Annotated in this window: 15 protein-coding genes; 7 read left to right on the top strand and 8 right to left on the bottom strand. The window is 66.1% G+C overall.

All coding sequences use genetic code 11. The features are described 5' to 3' along the window. The first annotated feature begins 19 nt into the window (after nt 1–19). The 3 genes from JN280_RS06660 (at nt 20) to JN280_RS06650 (ending at nt 2,523) form a co-directional block, all read left to right on the top strand. Nucleotides 20–820, top strand: a complete 801-nt coding sequence (locus JN280_RS06660) for an enoyl-CoA hydratase/isomerase family protein (RefSeq protein ID WP_202310922.1) — start codon at nt 20–22, stop codon at nt 818–820. Between the two features lie 62 nt (nt 821–882). Continuing rightward, nucleotides 883–1,686 (top strand): glucose 1-dehydrogenase, encoded by an 804-nt coding sequence (locus tag JN280_RS06655; protein ID WP_202310920.1) that lies wholly within the window; start codon nt 883–885, stop codon nt 1,684–1,686. A gap of 42 nt (nt 1,687–1,728) precedes the next feature. Continuing rightward, on the top strand, nt 1,729–2,523 hold the full coding sequence (locus JN280_RS06650) for an enoyl-CoA hydratase/isomerase family protein (protein ID WP_202310918.1): 795 nt from the start codon (nt 1,729–1,731) through the stop codon (nt 2,521–2,523). A gap of 4 nt (nt 2,524–2,527) precedes the next feature. Here the strand turns inward: JN280_RS06650 and JN280_RS06645 are convergent, their stop codons facing one another. Both JN280_RS06645 and JN280_RS06640 read right to left on the bottom strand, forming a co-directional pair. Next, a complete protein-coding gene (locus JN280_RS06645) occupies nt 2,528–3,616 on the bottom strand; it encodes an acyl-CoA dehydrogenase family protein (protein WP_202310916.1) in 1,089 nt (362 codons plus the stop codon). A 4-nt stretch (nt 3,617–3,620) separates the two neighbouring features. Continuing rightward, on the bottom strand, nt 3,621–4,805 hold the full coding sequence (locus JN280_RS06640) for an acyl-CoA dehydrogenase family protein (protein WP_202310915.1): 1,185 nt from the start codon (nt 4,803–4,805) through the stop codon (nt 3,621–3,623). A 163-nt stretch (nt 4,806–4,968) separates the two neighbouring features. Between JN280_RS06640 and JN280_RS06635 the strand changes: the two genes are divergently transcribed. The 3 genes from JN280_RS06635 to JN280_RS06625 are packed head-to-tail and all read left to right on the top strand — an operon-like array spanning nt 4,969 to nt 7,137. Further along, nucleotides 4,969–5,838, top strand: coding sequence for a CoA transferase subunit A (locus JN280_RS06635; protein WP_202310914.1), 870 nt, complete (start codon nt 4,969–4,971; stop codon nt 5,836–5,838). Beyond that, nucleotides 5,835–6,629, top strand: coding sequence for a hypothetical protein (locus JN280_RS06630; protein WP_202310913.1), 795 nt, complete (start codon nt 5,835–5,837; stop codon nt 6,627–6,629). The genes JN280_RS06635 and JN280_RS06630 overlap by 4 nt, the downstream gene beginning before the upstream one ends. A 22-nt stretch (nt 6,630–6,651) precedes the next feature. Then, nucleotides 6,652–7,137: a nuclear transport factor 2 family protein gene (locus tag JN280_RS06625; protein ID WP_202310912.1), complete on the top strand. Its 486-nt coding sequence runs from the start codon at nt 6,652–6,654 to the stop codon at nt 7,135–7,137. A 2-nt stretch (nt 7,138–7,139) separates the two neighbouring features. Here JN280_RS06625 and JN280_RS06620 read toward each other — a convergent pair whose 3' ends face one another. The 6 genes from JN280_RS06620 to JN280_RS06595 all read right to left on the bottom strand — a co-directional run bounded on the left by JN280_RS06620 (nt 7,140) and on the right by JN280_RS06595 (nt 14,898). Beyond that, a complete protein-coding gene (locus JN280_RS06620; RefSeq protein ID WP_202310911.1) occupies nt 7,140–7,910 on the bottom strand; it encodes an SDR family NAD(P)-dependent oxidoreductase in 771 nt (256 codons plus the stop codon). Further along, the gene (locus JN280_RS06615; RefSeq protein ID WP_202310910.1) at nt 7,900–8,781 is read right to left on the bottom strand and encodes an SDR family NAD(P)-dependent oxidoreductase; all 882 of its coding nucleotides are present in this window, start codon (nt 8,779–8,781) and stop codon (nt 7,900–7,902) included. Before JN280_RS06615 ends, JN280_RS06620 begins: the two co-directional genes overlap by 11 nt. Before the next feature lie 39 nt (nt 8,782–8,820). After that, entirely contained in the window at nt 8,821–10,152 is a 1,332-nt protein-coding gene (locus JN280_RS06610) for an FAD-dependent oxidoreductase (RefSeq protein ID WP_202310908.1), read from the bottom strand. Beyond that, the gene (locus tag JN280_RS06605; protein ID WP_202310906.1) at nt 10,149–12,695 is read right to left on the bottom strand and encodes a branched-chain amino acid ABC transporter ATP-binding protein/permease; all 2,547 of its coding nucleotides are present in this window, start codon (nt 12,693–12,695) and stop codon (nt 10,149–10,151) included. The genes JN280_RS06610 and JN280_RS06605 overlap by 4 nt, the downstream gene beginning before the upstream one ends. Next, on the bottom strand, nt 12,695–13,570 hold the full coding sequence (locus JN280_RS06600; RefSeq protein ID WP_202310904.1) for a branched-chain amino acid ABC transporter permease: 876 nt from the start codon (nt 13,568–13,570) through the stop codon (nt 12,695–12,697). Before JN280_RS06600 ends, JN280_RS06605 begins: the two co-directional genes overlap by 1 nt. A gap of 131 nt (nt 13,571–13,701) precedes the next feature. Beyond that, nucleotides 13,702–14,898: an ABC transporter substrate-binding protein gene (locus tag JN280_RS06595; RefSeq protein WP_202310902.1), complete on the bottom strand. Its 1,197-nt coding sequence runs from the start codon at nt 14,896–14,898 to the stop codon at nt 13,702–13,704. A gap of 214 nt (nt 14,899–15,112) precedes the next feature. On the opposite strand from JN280_RS06595, the gene JN280_RS06590 reads away from it, so the two are divergent. Next, a complete protein-coding gene (locus JN280_RS06590) occupies nt 15,113–15,421 on the top strand; it encodes a YciI family protein (protein ID WP_202310900.1) in 309 nt (102 codons plus the stop codon). The last annotated feature ends 36 nt before the right edge of the window (nt 15,422–15,457 follow it).

Below are 15,457 nucleotides of genomic sequence, written 5' to 3'. Positions count from 1 at the left end.
GAACGCACAGGAGAGGAAAATGAACCAGATTGTTACCGAGGATGTCGTCCAGTATGAGGTGAAAGGTCCTGTCGCCACGATCTGGATCAACCGCCCGCATGTGAAGAATTGCGTGAGCCCCCGCGTGCTCGACCTGCTTGGCGAGTTCGGCCGCCGGGCCGAAGCGGACAAGAGCGTCAGGGTCGTCGTCTTCCGCGGACGCGGCAACACCTTTTGCGCTGGTGCCGACCTGGGCCAGCTGGTCGGCCCCGCCCTGCACACCACCGTCGACTCGCTCGATCTCGCGCAGCAGTCGGCCCGCACTTACAATCACTTCTTCAACATGAAGAAGCCGACCATCGCCGCGGTCGAGGGCTACGCCGTCGCCGGCGGATTCGAGCTTATGATCTCGTGCGATTTCGCACTTGCCACCACCACGGCGCGCATCGGCGATTTCCATATTCGCCGTGCGCTGTTCGGCGGCGCCGGCCCGATCTATCGCCTGCCGCGCTATATCGGTCTGCGCAAGTCCAAGGAGCTGATGCTGACCGGCAAGCTGCTCAGCGGAACCGAGGCGATCGAATGGGGCCTGGTCAACGATGTTTCGGAGCCGGATCAATTCGACGCGCTGATCGAGAAGTTCTGCGAACCGCTGATCGACAAGAGCCCGTTCTGCATGTGGATGACCAAGGAAGCGATCAACCGCGGCCTCGACGCCGATACGGAATCGCTGATTACGCTCGAGACCATGACCTGCAACGTCGTCCACCAGTCGGCGGACGCCAAGGAAGGCGTGAGCGCGTTCCTGGAGAAGCGTCAGCCGACGTGGATCGGCAGGTAGAACCCTTCCTCCCGTAGGCCCCGCGCCATATCTGCGCGGGGCCGCTTTTTCGAGGAACGGCAATGGCGGACGGTGACGAATTCAGGCCCGGCTTCTTGGCGGGCCTTGCCTCGCTGAAGGGGCGCACGGCGCTCATCCTTGGCGGACACGGAGAACTTGCCCGCGCGATGGCGGCGGCGCTTGCGGACCAGGGTGCCAGCATCGTCCTGGCGGCCCGCAAACTGAACCAGTGCCAGGCTCTGGCGGACGACATCGCGGCGACGTTCGGAGTCGAGACCGTCGCGCTCGCCTGCGACATCTCCGACGAAGCGCAGGTCAAGGCCGCGGTCGCGGCGGTGCAGGAGCGCTTCGGACGGCTGGACATCCTGGTCAACAATGCCGGCGCCTCATGGTCCGGCGCACCCGAGACGATTCCGCTCTCCGGCTGGAACAAAATCGTCGACGTGAACCTGACCGGCGCCTTCATCGCGGCCCGCGAGGCAGCCAGGCTGATGATCCAGCAGGGCAAGGGCGCGATCATCTTTGTCGCCTCGACCGGGGGACTGACATCATTCACGCCCGAGCGGGCCCAGATCGTGCCCTACACGACGACAAAGGCGGCGCTCATCCACCTGACGCGGGACCTCGCCGCGCAATGGGCGCACCGCGGCATACGCGTTAACGCCATCGCGCCGGGCCAGATGCGCTCGGGTCTGACGTTGACCGTGCCGGACGACATCGTGGAGCAGATGCGCACCGACATTCCGATGAAGCGGCTGGGCGATCCGAGCGAGCTCGCCGCCGCGGTGGCCTTCCTGGCCTCGGATGGCGCAAGCTACGTGACTGGCCAGACGCTCGTCATCGACGGCGGCCTGACACTCACCTGAACAGGTCGGCCACCCGCCGGCGGAACATGACCGGGAGGGATCATGAACTACGACCGATACGAGGCCATCGAAGTGAGCCGCGAAGGGCGCAAGCTGACCCTGACACTGAGCAATCCCGCAGCGCTCAACGCAGTCACCGCCAGGATGCATGCCGAGTTGTCGACCATTTTCATCGATGTCGGCCAGGACGACGAGACCGATGTCGTGGTGCTGACCGGCGCCGGCAAGGCCTTCTGCGCCGGAGGCGACATCAACTGGATGCAGACACTGCTCGACACGCCGGGCGGCATGGCCGGCATCGGCATAGAGGGCCGGCGGATCATCCATTCGCTGCTCGATCTCGACAAGCCCATCATCTGCCGGATGAACGGCGACGCGATCGGCCTCGGTGCGACCCTTGCCCTGTTCTGCGACGTGGTGATCGCCGACAGGAATGCACGCATCGGCGACCCGCACGTCCGCGTCGGACTGGTGGCCGGCGATGGCGGCGCGGTAATCTGGCCTCAACTCGTCGGCTATTCCCGCGCCAAGCAGTTTCTCATGACCGGCGACCTGATCGGCGCCGAGCGGGCGGAGGCGATCGGCCTCGTCAACATCGTCGTGCCGTCCGACAAGCTCGACGAGGAAGTGGCCCGCTTCGCGGATAAGCTTCTCCGTGGCGCGCAGCACGCGATCCGCTGGACGAAGATGTCGGTCAACATCGGTCTCAGGCAGCTCGCCGATTCCGTCCTCGAAGCTTCACTCGGCTATGAGGTCGCCTCCAGCATGCTGCCCGACCATCGCGAGGCGGTCGCCGCCTTCCGCGAGGGGCGGCGTCCTGCCTTTGGTCGCCGATAGATCCTCAGTTCGCCAGTCGCTCGAGGTGCCTGTGGCGGTCGCCGCCCTCCTGGCGCAGCGCCCACAGGCGCCTGTACCAGTGGCTCACGACCAACTCGTCGGTCATGCCGATGCCGCCGTGTATCTGGATCGCTTCGTTGCCGACCCGATGCGCCGCGTCGCAGGCAGTGATCATGGCCGCCGACACCGTGCGCGCACGCCCTGGTTCGCCTGAAGCGCAGGCCAGCGCCGCCGCCGCTGCCAGCGAGCGGGCCTCCTCGCAGGCGATCCACATATCGGCCATGCGGTGCTGGATCGCCTGGAAGCTGCCGATCGCCACGCCGAACTGTTTGCGGGTGCGGGCATAGTCGACGGTCGCGGCGATCAGGGCATCCATCAGGCCGACCATCTCGGCAATCTGCGCCGCCGTGGCGAGGTCGGCGGCGCGTTCCAGCGCAGGGAGCACGGGAGCGTTCTGCAGACGCGACGCAGAGGGCACTGCACAACCCGACAGCACGATGTCGACCGCCGGCATAGCGTCGATCCGCGGCCGTGGCGATCGCGTGACCCCATCGCTCCTCGGATCGACAAGAAACAGGGCCGGTTCGCCGTCGACGATGGCGCTGACGACAAGCACATCCGCCTCGGCCCCGAACGGCACCATCGGCTTGACGCCGTCCAGCAGGTAGGAGCCGTCTTTGGCGACGGCCGTCATCGTGATTGCCGCCCGATCGTAGCGCGCCGCAGCTTCCAAGTCAGCGACGGCAGCGACGGCTTGTCCCTCGGCAATGCGTTGCAGCAGGGGCGCCGCTAAGTCGGAAGGAGCCGCTTCGGCGATGAGTGCCGCGGCGTGAATCGAACTTGCAACGATCGGTTCGGGCGCAAGGGACGGAGCCAGCGCCGCCAGTGCGACCATCGCCTCGACCGCTCCTCCGATGCCCCCCATTTCCTCCGGAATGGCGAGCGACAGGACGCCGAGTTCGCCCAGCCGGCGCAGCCGCGCACGGTCGAATGCCAGCCGGTGCGGCGACGGGCCGATACCATATTCCTGCTCGGCGAAGCGCTTGACCGACCCGCCGAAAATGTCCTGTTCGCTCGAGATCAGACCCTGCACGTCGTCATACTCCCAGCAGGCTGCGGCCAATGATGCCGCGCTGGACCTCGTTAGAGCCGCCATAGATGGTAGCCGCCCGTGCCGCGAGCAGCCGCGCGACCACCCCGTTGCGTCTCACCTCCGCCGGGTCGGCGTCCCCCGCCTTCATATGCGGGTCGTAGCGCGGGCCGGCGGGGCCCAGCACGTCCATCGCAAATTCGGTCAATGCCTGTTCCAGTTCGGAGCCGCGTATCTTCAGCATACTGACGGAAGCCGGCGTCGGGCCGCCGTCGGCGGTGCGCACGATGCGCAGCGCCGTCCACTCCAGCGCCATCAGCCGCGCTTCGAGTTCGGCCAGTCGCTCGCGCACCCAGGTCCTGCCGGACAGCGGCGCACCGCTTTCGCGCAGATGGTCGAGCCCCTCGCGGATCAGCCGCAGCGTGCGTTTCTGCTTGCCGATCTCGGCCACCAGCAACCGCTCGTTGCCGAGCAGGAATTTCGCGATTGTCCAGCCGGCATTCTCCTCGCCGACGCGGTCCGCGACAGGCACGCGCACCTCCTCGAAAATGACTTCGTTCAGGTGATGGCGTCCCTCCATCGACACGATTGGCCGCACGGTGACGCCCGGCGCCTTCATGTCGATCAGCAGGAAGGAGATACCCGCCTGAGGCTTGCCTTCGGCCCGCGTGCGCACGAGGCAGAAGATACGGTCGGCCCAATGCGCCATCGTCGTCCAGATCTTGCGCCCGTTGACGACATAGTGGTCGCCGTCGCGCACCGCGCGGGTCTTCAGGGAGGCGAGATCGGAGCCCGCATCGGGTTCGGAATAGCCCTGGCACCAGAAGGTGCTGGCGTCGAGGATACCGGGAAGGTAGCGCCGCTTCTGCTCCTCATTGCCGAATTCGCACAGCACCGGCCCGAGATAGTTGACGCCGAAGGGTAGCAGCCAGGGCGCCCCGGCCAGCGAGCATTCCTCGTCGAAGAGATAGGACTGGAGCGCGCTCCAACCCTTGCCGCCGTGGGATTTCGGCCAGGCACCGCACAGCAAACCGCCCGCCGCGAGTGTCTGCTGCCAGCCGACATAGTCGGCGCGATCGAGATCGACGCCCGCCTCGACCCTTTCCTTGAGCGAACGGGGCAGAGCCCGCGCGCAGAAATCGCTCACGCTTGCGCGGAACGCCTCTTCATCGTCTGTCAGTGGAAAGCGCACTCCGTCCTCCCGTCGCAGCACCTCGATCCTATTCGAATAATATTCAACCGTCCAGTCGGTTGCATTATCTTTACGAGTGACGGATTTGTCCCTAAGAGTATTCGACACGGCAGCGGCAAAGGCGCAAAGAGACCGTGGGCGAGGAAACCATCCGGAGCATTGCGTGGCGGACGACACCGGCAACCTGACAAAAGACCGTGCGGCGCTCGGCAAGCTGACCGACGCCTCGAGCGCGCTGCGCCCGTTTCTGCGGGACGGCATGTGCATCGGACTCGGCGGCTTCGGCCTGGATCGCAAGCCGATGGCGCTGGTGCGCGAAATCGCCGCCTCGCCGGTGCGCGGGCTGACGCTCGAAACCTTCGCCGGTGGGCTGGACGTCGAAGTACTGCTGGCGGCCGGCAAGGTGGCGCGGATCTGCGCTTGTCATGTCGGGCTCGACCATTTCGGCCTTGCGCCCCTGTTCCGGACGGCGCGGCAATCCGGCGGCGTCGACTTCGAGGAATGGTCGGAGTGGACGCAGCTCGCGGCCTGGCGTGCCGCCGCCGAAAAGGCCCCCTATGCAGTCGTTCCCCTGGATCCGGCGACCGACCTGCTCAGGGTCAATCCCCATATTGCCCCCGCCCCCGCCCTTTTCGGCACGGAACAGGCCTTCGCCGTCCGCGCACCGGCCTTCGATCTCGCCATCCTGCATGCCGAAGCGGTCCATCCCGAAGGCTGGGCGATCGCCGAAGGCGACATCTATCTCGATCCCATCCTCGCGCGGGCGGCGAAACGGGTTGTCGTATCCGCCGAACGGTTGATCGACGACGCGGAACTTGAACGTCGCCATCGCGACGTGCACCTGATCGGCGCGGTCGTCGACGCGGTCGTCCTCGCGCCCGGAGGCGCGCTGCCGGGAAGCTGCCTGCCGAACTACATGCTCGATTTTCCGACAATGCGACGCTACGTCGAAGCATCCGCCGCCGGCGCAAGCGCGGCCGATTTGTCGGCCATCGCCTTGTCCCGGCTCGAACGTGCGGGAGATGAACCATGAGCCGCGCCGACCGCCTGTCCTGGACGATCGCCCGTCACGCCAGGCACCTTCCGGCAGGGACCGCATTCACGGCCTCCTCGTCGGCGACGCTCGGCGTGCGTCTCGCCCAGCAGCTTCTGGGCTGCCGCCTCAGCCTGTGGGGGCATGGCGGCGCCTACGACCCGGCAGGCATTCTGTCCCTGAATGCCCGCCCCTGGCTGTTCAACAAGAGGCCCCACGCCCGCGTGACGCTTCCCGGCGTGTTCGACACGCAGTCCGAACCGCATGCGCTCCTCGCCACGCCGGCGCAGGTCGACGGCCGGGCCAACGCCAATCTTTCCGGCCTCGGCGATCCATCCCTGCCAAAGGTGGCTTTCGGCGGCACCCGCGGCTTGCCTGACGCGCGTGCGGTCCATTTCGTCCTGCCGGTCCATTCGGCGCGGCAGTTGGTCGAGAAGGTCGATTTCGTCTCAACCTGCGCGGCTACCCGCGACACGCCCTCGCTCCTGTTCACCGAACTCTGCGTGATGCGCTGGTCGCACGAAGCCGGCGCCTGGACGCTGGAAGAGATCGCAGCTGAGATCGATATCGACGGCCTGCGCGAAAGAACCGGTTTCGACTTCATCGTCTCGGACGGACTGATGCCGATCGAGGACATGCCCGACGCGGCGCGCGCGCTTCTACCCGACATTGACCCGCTTGGCCTGCGCGACCTCGATTTCATCAGCGACCGCCCCCAGTTGCTCGACGCATTCCAGCGCATCTACGAGGCCGAAGCCGATCTGGTCGGCCGCGATCGCGTACCGCGCTGATATCGCCTCAGGAGAGGACACGATGGACGATCTCAATCGGATGCTGGCCGAGCGCGCCTGCGAGAAGCTGACCTATTCATACGCAAACCTGCTCGACGCCTACGAGCACGAGAGCTTCCTCGCAATGTGGACGGAAGATGCCGTGCTCAACATGCTCGGCCGCGCTTATGAGGGGCCAAAGAGCATTCTCGCCTGGCTCGAGGCGCGCGAGCAGGATCTGGTCTGCCGGCATCTGGTGACCAATGTCATCGTCCAGGCGCTCGACGAGGGGAGGGCGACCGGCTTCTGCTACACGATCGCCTACCGCGCCCGCGGCTGGCGTGACCGCGAGCCTGGCCCGCTGGAAGCCCCTCCGTTCCTCGTCCAGTACCAATCCGAATTCCGCAGGCATCCCGTCCGGGGCTGGCTCTTTTCCCGGCGCGACGTCTCCGCCGCTCTCGTCGGTGCCGAGCAGCTGGCCGCGCTGCAGGCCGGCCATGGTCTGCAAGCGCACAGGACGAAGACTTGAGGTCAGACGGCGGTGAAGCCGCCGTCGATGACCAGTTCAGTCCCGTTGACATAGCTTGCGGCATCGGAGGCGAGGAACAGGATGCCGGCTGCGATTTCCTCCGGCTCGGCCAGCCGCCCCTGCGGCACGGTGCTACGACGTGCGTTGCGCGCCTCCTCGCCGGTCTGCTTCGACAGCGGCGTGTCAACGAAGCCGGGATGGATCGAATTGGCCCGCACCGGCTTGCCGGCTGCCGCGCATTCGATCGCGGTCGCTTTCGTCAGCAGGTGCACGCCGGCCTTGGCAGCGCTGTAGGGTCCGGAGCCGACGCCGGCCACCAGGCCGCGGATCGAGGACATGTTGACGATCGAACCCTTGCCCGACTTCTCGAGCAGCGGCATGGCGTTACGGGTTCCGAGAAAGACGCTGTCGAGGTTGATCGCGATCACCCTGCGCCATTGTTCGAAACTCGTGTCGAACAGGCTGCGCAACTCGCCCCAGCCGGCATTGTTCACCAGCACGTCGAGCTTGCCGAACGCGCTCTCGACCTCGCTCAGCGCGGCGATCCAGTCCGCCTCGGAGGTCACGTCGAGCCGTATCCCGCAGTGGCCGCTTCCGGCCAGGGCATCGACGGTGTCCTTCAACGCAGCCTCGTCGATGTCGCACAGCACGACGGTCGCGCCCTCGCTTGCGAAAGCGCGCGCTGTGGCGGCGCCAATCCCCTTTGCGGCGCCCGTCACGAGCACGATCCGGCCACCAAACCGCCCACACGGCATGATCTCGTCACCGGCCATTCACGTCGCCCGTGGCAAGCGCCAGCAGATCCACCGGCGTCGGGTTTCGGCGCTCCAGCATGTCTTCCATGCGGACGCGGATTGCGCAGTCGAACGCCGTTGTCGTGACCAGATAGAACTGCCGACGGATCATCGCCTCGATGACCATCGCGGCGACGGCATCGGGATCGAGCCCTCTGGCGGTGACGGCGTCGGACGCCGCCTGCATCGCCGCGATCTCGTCCGACCGCTCGCTCTTCGGCCGTAAGCCGGCCGGGCGATTACGCTCCGACGTGCCGATAGCGGTTCTGACCACACCGGGACAGAGCGCGGTCACGCCGATGGGCGAGCCCTCCTCCGCCAGCGATGAATACAGGGCCTCCGTCGCCCGCAACGCGGCGTGCTTCGACGCCCCGTAGACCGGCGAACCGGCCCCGCCATAGAGCCCGGCCACCGAGATCGTGTTGACGATGTGGCCCCACCCGCCCGCCGCACGCATGCGCGGCACGAAGCTGCGGATGCCGTGGACGACGCCCATCAGGTTGACGTCGATTGCCCACCGCCAGTCCTCGACCGAGAACTCCCACACAGGCCGATAGCGGCCCGCCGGAACGATGCCGGCATTGTTGCAGACGACATGTGCGGCGCCGAACGCGTCATAGGCGCGGACCGCGAGCGCTTCCACCGCCTCGCCGCTGGAGACGTCGGTCACCAGCGTCTCGACCTCGTTGCCGTCCGCACGCAGCTTTTCGGCCAGTGTTTCCAGGGGTGCTTTTTCGATGTCGGCCAGCACAAGCCGCATCCCTTCCCGGGCGAAGCGCAGAGCGAGCCCGCGCCCGATACCGCTGGCCGCACCGGTCACGACCGCGACCTTGCCTTGAAACTCTATCATCGCCGATCTCCTGAAGGCCGAGGCGTGGAGGCTTGCGCCTTAGTACCCGGCCGTGCGCATTGCGCGAAATGCGAATGTCGAGGCAAGTGCCAGTCCGCCGCTGTAGCCGCGGCGGAAAACGTTGCCGACATCCGCGCCCGCAACGTAGAGACCCCCGATCGGCTCGCCGAACGGATCGAGCACACGCGCCTTGGCGTCCGCCAGCAGGCCGCCGAAGGTGAAGGTGATCGCCGACACGACCTCCAGCACGTAGTAGGGCGCACGGTCGAGCGGACGGTCGTGCGCCTCGCGCGGCGGCACGGCGCGCTCGGGCTCGGCACTCATCTGCCGGTTGAAGGCGCTGAGCCCCGCGACGCAGGCCGCGCCGTCGAAGCCGAGCCTGTCGGCGATGCCGGCGATCTCCTCGAGCGTCACCGCCCTGCCGCCGCGCGCGCCGGCGTCGATGGCGATCTGGAAGCGGTCGAGCGGCTCCGCGCCCGCGACGGGCGGCACGACCGCATGATCATCCTGCACGCGCTGATCCCAGACCAACAGCGCGCTGGCGCCCGGCTGGCGCAGCGTCAGCTGCGAACTGGCGTGGTCGTCATCGCTTTCGTCGACGAAGCGTTTCCCGGCGCAGTTGAGCAGCACGCCGTGGATCGAATGGTACTGCGTGTATTTGACGAAATCGGAATCGGTTCGGAACGGCACCGGAGTTGCGACCAGATGGCCGTAATAGCCCGTATTGGGTCCGGCCCACGCGCCGCCGGCGGCGATGCCAAGCGACAGGCCGGCTCCGCTGCTCGTGAGGTTGGAGCGGAGGCCCATGACCCGCGCGGCCGGGTGTATGTGCCGGGCGCGCAGCTCCGGATCCCCCTGAAATCCGCCGGTCGCAATGAGAACGCTGGCGGCGCGCAGTTCGGTCTCGCCGTCGGCATGGACGGTAACGACGCCGGCAACGCCACCGTTTTCGCGAAGGATTTCGCGCGTGCCCGTGTCGCGCACGACGATGCCGCCGGCCGCCTCAACCTCGGTGACCGCCTTGCGCAGATGATCCTGCATGTCGATCTGACAGCCGCGGCCGTAGAGCACCTTCTGGGGCGGCCGCATGGAGATGCCCCGCGCGCGCATCCAGGCAAGCACTTCCGGATATTCCTCGATGATCACGGCGTGAAGTCGCGGGTCCCCATCGTCGTGCAGGTTCATCTGCGCCAGCGACGTGGCGGTCCAGACGTAGCCGCCGGACAAGGCGGCCGAACCGCCGATGTCCGCCGCCTTCTCGACGACGACGACCTTCGCACCCTTGCCCGCAGCGCGGGCGGCAGCCGTCATGCCCGCCATCCCGCCGCCGACCACGACGAGGTCGCAGTCCAGGCATTCGCGCGTATTCAATGCGCTTCCTTTCCGATGTAGCCGCTGACCAGCGCAGCATTGGCCTCGTCACCCGTCGGCGGGCCGGAATAGACGACCCGGCCACGGTCGAGAATGATCATGCGGTCTGAATGGCGCACCGCATTCGTCGCCATCTGCTCCATCAGCAGGATGGTCACGCCCTTGCCGTGCAGTTCGGCCAGCTGCTCGTAGACCTGCTTGATCAGGATTGGAGCAAGACCCATGGAGGGCTCGTCGATGATCAGCGTCTGCGGCTCGGCCATCAGCGCCCGCCCGATGGCGAGCATCTGCTGCTCTCCGCCCGACAGCGTGGCGGCCGCGCGGCCGAGATCGTCGCGCACCGCCTTCGGCAGGCCCTCGGCCACGGCCTTCACGCGGGTGGCGATCTCCTCGCGCGAGGCACCCGCCGCATAGCCGCCCAGCAGCAGGTTCTCGCGCACCGACAGTTGCCCGAAGAGCCGGCGGCCCTCCGGGACCAGGCTGATGCGCTGTTCGCGCGCGCTGCCGTTGAGCGGCGCGCCATTGGCGGCGACCTTGCCGGCACTGGGATGGATCAAGCCTGACAGGATCATTGCCAGCGTCGACTTGCCGGCACCGTTCGCCCCGAGGACGGAGACGAAACTGCCCCTGCCGATGTCGACCGAAACCTTGTCGAGCGCCAACACGCCGCCGTAGCGGTGCAGTACGTCCTGCGCCGACAGGACCGGTAGCGCCGCAGGGACTTCGACGCGCGCGGCCTTGTCGAGGGGAACGCCCGCTGTCTCGGTCAGGCCGAAATAGGCTTCGCGCACCTTCGGATCGTTGCGGATGTCCTCCGGTTTGCCGCGCGCGATGACGCATCCGAAGTCGAGCACGACGATGTTGTCGGCCAAGTCAAAGATCTCGTGCACCGCGTGATCGATGATCAGGATCGTAAGCCCCGCTGCCTTCAGCTCGCGCAGCATCCGACGCAGCTTGGTGCTCTCTTCGGTGTCGAGGCCGGAGAACGGTTCGTCCATGGCGAGGAACCCGGCGCCACCGGCTATCGCACGCGCAATATCGGAGACTTTTTGGATGCCGAACGGCAACTCGCGCGGATAGCTGTCGGCGACCTGCTCAAGTCCGAGGCCGGAGATGATGCGCTCGGCGACCACGTCCGGATCGACGAGCTTCGCGCCCGCATTGCGCCGCGCCGACACCCCCTGTCTGGCGACGACGCGCAGCATGTCGCCGATGGTCAGTTCGGAGAAGAGTTCGGCGTGTTGGAAGGTCCGGCCGAAGCCGGCCTGCATCCGCTGCCACGGAGACAGCGCCAGGAGGTCGCTCTCCCCGAGCTTGATGCCGCGCACCGTCGTGGCGGTATAGAAACCCGAGAGCACGTTAAGCAAGGTGGTCTTGCCCGACCCGTTCGGGCCGATCAGACCGACGACGTTGCCGGACGGAACCTCAAGCGAGACGTCCTGCAGGGCCTTCACGCCGCCGAACTGCACGCTCAGGCCATCGACCGAAAGCGCCAGGCCCGAGACCGGAAGGACGTCCGCGACGAGCGCGGCCAGGTCGTGCGCCTGCCCGATCGACAGTTCGAGCTCCCGGTCGCCGCGGCGCTGGCGGGGGGCGATCATCTCGATCAGCGATGGCACGACGCCCCGGCGCAGGAAGAGGAGGACGCCCACCATGGTAATCCCATAGACGAAGGGGGCGACATTGTTGGTGCCGCGGGCGAATTCGGGAACCAGCACGATGAAGGCCGCGCCGAACACCGCCCCGATCAGCGAACCGGTACCGCCCACCACGGTCGAAACCAGCATCTGCACGCCGGCATTGAGCGAGAAGGCCTCTGGGTCGAGATAGCTCATCGCCACAGCCATCGACACACCCGAGACCGCCCCAAGCGCAGCGCTGATGGCGAAGGCGATGGCATTCTCGCGCGGCGGAACGAAGCCGACGGCCATCGCGGCGGTGCGCTGGCTCTTCACGGCCAGCCAGCGGCGTCCGATCGGACCCTGGACTATCAGATCGACGGCGAAGAAGGCGAGCGTGGCGATGATGATGCAGAAGCCGGCAGCCTGGGACAGCCCGATATTGCCCTGATAAAGGATCGATGGGATGGGCGGCACAGCGATGCCCTGCTCACCCCCGGTGAACTGGTTCCAGTGGCCGATCAGTTCGAAGGCCGTCAGGCTTAGCGCCAGGGTCAAGAGCCCGAAATAAAGGACGGAGAAACGGCCCGCCGCCATGCCGAGCACGTATCCGACTGCACCGGCGACGATGATCGAGATGACGATGATCGCTTCCATCGGCACGCCTTCGATGCCGAGATTGACCGCCATATAGGCACCGATCGCGGTGAAGGCGGTGTGGCCGATCGGCCAGATGCCGCAGAAGCCGGCCAGCATCGACACTGCCATCGTCACGACGGCGAGATAACTGATCGCGACGATGAGGAAGGTATAGTATTCGCCCGTGAGCTTCAGCGGGCCGGTCGCCGCCCAGGCGGCGATGCCGACGAGAAAGATCGCAGCGAGGCGCAGGAGCCGGCTCGACCTAGTCGCTTTGCCGGCCATCACACACGCTCCTTGCGCAGCACCCCCATGAAGCCGGCCGGCCGGATGAACAGCACGGCGACGATCACGGCGAACACGATCGTGTCGCGGTAGTTGGCCGAAATGTATGTGCCGGCCACGTTGTCGAGCACCCCGATGATGAAGCCGCCCAGCACCGCTCCCGGCATGCTGGTCATGCCGCCGAGGAAGACCCCGGCGAAGGCGCGGAACAGGGGGGCATGGGCGATATAGGGATTGAGCGAGGATTCGGCCGCCAGGAACAGCATGGCGATTGCGGCGAGTGCGCAGCCAAGGAACCAGGCGATCGTGGCGATCCGCCCCGTCTTGAAACCGAGCATGCGCGCGGCAAGCGGATCCTCCGCGCTGGCGCGCATGGCGATGCCGAACGGCATGTAGCCGAAAAACCAGGCGACGAAGCCCATCGCGATCAGCGCGACCACGGACGCCGCTATCTTGTTGAGCGAGATCGGGACGCTGAACACGTTGATCCAGCCGTCGACCAGCGGCGGGAAGGCACGCGCCTCATGGCCCCAGAATGCCCCCATGGCAGCCTGCAGTACGAGCCCCAGCCCGATCGTGACCACCAGCGCGACGAACAGAACATGATGCCCATGGCCGAGCGGCCTGATCAGCACGCGCTCCGACACCGTGCCGAGCACGCCGGCAACGACGATGGCGAGCAGGAAGGCCAGCGCTACCGGAACGCCGGCCGTGATGGCTGACAGCGCCACGAACACGGACACCGTGCCCATGTCGCCAATGGCAAAGTTCACCGTATCGGTAGAGCGAAAGATGATGACGATGCCGAGCGCAAGAAGCGCATAGGCCGAACCGTTCGCCATCCCCGACACGACTACAGAGATCAGGTCGCCCAAAGAACCCTCCAGGGAAATTGTCTCAGCCGGAGCTTATGTGGTGGTGACCGTACTGGCGACCGCGTTTCGCCGCCGCCAGATTTCCGTCCGGAACCGCCGGGCCCGATGCCCGGCGTCCTCCGCCGTTGCGCCTATTTGAACGAGTCCGTGTCGATTGCATCGCCCGCAGATTCCCACTTGCCCGCCTTGATGGTCATCGGGTTGAGGAAATGCCCGCCGAGCGGCTTGTCGGACGAAAAGGTCACCGGCGGGAACACGCCAGAGTCATACGCCTTGAGCTCATGGAAACCTTCGATGAGGGATGCACGCGTCAAGGGCTCCTTGGCCTTCGACAGCCCCTCGACGAAGATCTTCGCCGCGCCATAGCCGAGGAAGGAGACGAAATCCGGCTTCTGGTCGGGGAAATATTTCGCCAGGCGGTCGCGATATTCCTGCGCCGCAGGCGTGTCGGCGAAGGGAGACGTCGTCAGCGAGGCCGCTTTCAGGCCTTCGACATACTCGCCGCCGAGTTCGATCGTGGCGTTGGCGACATTCGGTGCGTAGGTGTAGAGTTGAACGTTCGATCCGGCCTGGCGCAACGCCTTCGAGAGCAAGGCGACTTCCTGAAGCAGCTGGATCGAGACGATCGCTTCCGGATTCTTGTTGATGATGCCGCGCGCGATCGGGCCGTAGTCCGTGGTGCCGATCTTGACGGCAAGCTTTTCCACGGTCGCGCCGGCGTCAACCGCCTTCGCACCCGGCTCGACATTGTTGACGACGTTCTCGAACGCGGCCGCGGCGCCGAAGACTCCCAGGATCTTCTTGTGACCGTCCTGGACCGCCCAGCGGCCCAGCGCGTTGGCCTGATCCTCGTAGAGGACGTGCAGACCCAGGAGGCCCGGTGTCGGTGTCGGCTGATACCAGTCGAGCGCGCCGCCATAAGGCAACAGCATGGGCAGTTTGTGCTCTGCGACTGCGAACGGGAACGTTGCGGCGGTCTGCGCCGTGCCGTGCGGAATGACGGCGGCAAGAATGTTGTCGCTGGTGATCAGCTTGCGGGCTATGGCGATGGTCTGCTGTGGATTGTAGGCGCTGTCCTCGACGAGCCATTCGATCTTCCGCCCGCCGACGCCGCCGGCATCGTTGACGGCGTTGATGAGGGCATCCGCGCCGGCGCGGATCGGCACTCCGTAGACCGCAACCGGGCCTGTCAGCGCGATCCAGCTGCCGACCTTCACACTGTCGGCGGTGACGCCGGGCGCCTCCTCGGCCGCGGCCGGGCTCATCGAAATGCCGAGGCCAAGCGCCGTGGCAAGCGCGAGCGACCTGAAGGAATTCAGGTATGTCATCAAATCCTCCCCTGTGGTTGTTATTAGACCAACCAGACGGTCTATTAATTATTCCAGTCCGGTGCGGGCGTCAAGCTCGGACGCTCGATAAATATATGACCGACTGGACGGACGGCTTTTTATACAGTAAGGCTCTCGAGCATCGACGGTCGGTTCCGGCATCCCCGCGGCGGTTCGCACACCGGCCAAGACCAAGCGATTGGGATAGAAACCCATGCCACATTTTGCTGCAATCGGCTTCGACCATCCGCCCCACTCGATGCACCTGCGCGACCGGCACCGCCCCGAGCACCGCCGCTTCGTCCTCGACAATGTCGCACCGATCCGGATGACGGGCGCGATGCGGGACGCGCATGGCAACCAGTGCGGCACCATCTACGTGTTTGAGGCCGGGTCGGAAGCCGAAGTGTGGGAGTGGGTGCGCAACGAGCCATTCTATGTCAACGGCGTCTATGAAACGATGCGCGTCGTCGAGTGGTCTCCAGCCTACAATCTACTTGAAAAGCGCGATTGGCCGACTTGACGAGGTTCCCGGCACTTTCGCAGTTTGGTCTCATCT

This window comes from Mesorhizobium sp. L-8-10, assembly GCF_016756635.1.
Taxonomy (GTDB): domain Bacteria; phylum Pseudomonadota; class Alphaproteobacteria; order Rhizobiales; family Rhizobiaceae.
This window is presented reverse-complemented; position numbering and strand designations above follow the sequence as displayed.

What these genes read in the sequence shown, in the direction of transcription:
- JN280_RS06660 (WP_202310922.1), top strand. Translation starts at nt 20, where the DNA reads ATGAACCAGATTGTTACCGAGGATGTCGTCCAGTATGAGGTGAAAGGT.
- JN280_RS06655 (WP_202310920.1), top strand. Translation starts at nt 883, where the DNA reads ATGGCGGACGGTGACGAATTCAGGCCCGGCTTCTTGGCGGGCCTTGCC.
- JN280_RS06650 (WP_202310918.1), top strand. Translation starts at nt 1,729, where the DNA reads ATGAACTACGACCGATACGAGGCCATCGAAGTGAGCCGCGAAGGGCGC.
- JN280_RS06630 (WP_202310913.1), top strand. Translation starts at nt 5,835, where the DNA reads ATGAGCCGCGCCGACCGCCTGTCCTGGACGATCGCCCGTCACGCCAGG.
- JN280_RS06625 (WP_202310912.1), top strand. Translation starts at nt 6,652, where the DNA reads ATGGACGATCTCAATCGGATGCTGGCCGAGCGCGCCTGCGAGAAGCTG.
- JN280_RS06620 (WP_202310911.1), bottom strand. Translation starts at nt 7,910, where the DNA reads ATGGCCGGTGACGAGATCATGCCGTGTGGGCGGTTTGGTGGCCGGATC.
- JN280_RS06615 (WP_202310910.1), bottom strand. Translation starts at nt 8,781, where the DNA reads ATGATAGAGTTTCAAGGCAAGGTCGCGGTCGTGACCGGTGCGGCCAGC.
- JN280_RS06605 (WP_202310906.1), bottom strand. Translation starts at nt 12,695, where the DNA reads ATGGCCGGCAAAGCGACTAGGTCGAGCCGGCTCCTGCGCCTCGCTGCG.
- JN280_RS06595 (WP_202310902.1), bottom strand. Translation starts at nt 14,898, where the DNA reads ATGACATACCTGAATTCCTTCAGGTCGCTCGCGCTTGCCACGGCGCTT.
- JN280_RS06590 (WP_202310900.1), top strand. Translation starts at nt 15,113, where the DNA reads ATGCCACATTTTGCTGCAATCGGCTTCGACCATCCGCCCCACTCGATG.